We start from the raw sequence: 1,079 nt of genomic DNA, 5'->3' as shown, positions 1-1,079 counted from the left end.
AATTTATACAAAACAAATATATGTAATTCCCGTTCTACTCTTAGTTATGGGAAGGGCAAAAGTATTGGGGTTAACCGAGACAGAGCGTCTCGCACTCGAGAGAGGATTTCGCTTTGGCGAAAAACATTGTTTCCGTATGCGTTGTCGTGCAGTATTACTGAAGTCGGAAGGTCTGTCATCAGTAGCGATAGGTGGGCAAACGGAAATGAGCCATGTAAGCGTAAACGCTTGGGTAAAACGTTTCAAGTCGGAAGGCATAGAGGGGTTGAAGACTCGTTCCGGACGGGGTCGGAAACCTATTATGGACTGCTCGGACGAAGAGTCGGTTCGTCGTGCAATAGAGCAAGACAGACAGAGTGTGAGCAAAGCCAGAGCAGCATGGGAGCAAGCCTCAGGCAAAGAGGTAAGCGACGCAACGTTTAAACGTTTTTTATCAGCATTGGCGCAAGATATAAGCGAATAAGAAAACGCCCAAGGGGAGTACCCTCGCCGCAACTCTATGAATACAAGGTCGAGAAGTTGCAAGAACTTGAGAAACAAGCGTATGAAGGACGCATCAGGCTCTATTATGCTGATGAAAGCCACATTTGCACAGAAGGATATGTCCCTTACGGCTGGCAACTGCGAGGGGAAGATGTTTACATACCCTCCCAAAGAGTTGCACGTCTCAATATTTTTGGAATGATAGATAGAGACAACCGTTACAAGGGGTTCACAACATCCGAGAAAATGACAGCAGACAAAGTTATCAGTTTCCTTGATGAAATCTCGTTCAATTTGGAGATGGATACATTTGTCGTCCTCGACAATGCTTCTGTCCATCGAAACAAGAAAATCAAGAAACTTCGTCCTATATGGGAACAAAGAGGACTCTTCCTTTTCTACCTGCCACCATACTCGCCACAGTTGAACATTGCCGAGACACTTTGGCGCATACTCAAAGGCAAGTGGATAAGACCACAGGACTATATAACTTCTGACATGCTTTTCTATACCACCAATAGAGCTTTGGCGGATATAGGAAAAGGGTTGCGTATAAACTTCTCTAAACATGTCGCTTAATTTTGATCAGTTACTTA

At 44.6% G+C, this 1,079-nt stretch carries 2 protein-coding genes; both read left to right on the top strand.

Annotated elements, in window-relative coordinates:
- Window positions 1–463: helix-turn-helix domain-containing protein (locus JHU38_RS12255; protein ID WP_317196028.1), on the top strand; the 463-nt coding region annotated here is incomplete at its 5' end.
- Complete coding sequence (locus JHU38_RS12250) at window positions 433–1,062, top strand: IS630 family transposase (RefSeq protein WP_317196029.1); 630 nt, start codon at window positions 433–435, stop codon at window positions 1,060–1,062. The genes JHU38_RS12255 and JHU38_RS12250, both read left to right, overlap by 31 nt.
- Window positions 1,063–1,079 lie beyond the last annotated feature (17 nt).

Source organism: Prevotella illustrans (genome assembly GCF_017426725.1).
Lineage (GTDB): Bacteria > Bacteroidota > Bacteroidia > Bacteroidales > Bacteroidaceae > Prevotella > Prevotella illustrans.
The sequence above is the reverse complement of the archived record's forward strand: the minus strand, read 5'-3'. Positions and strand labels throughout refer to the sequence as shown.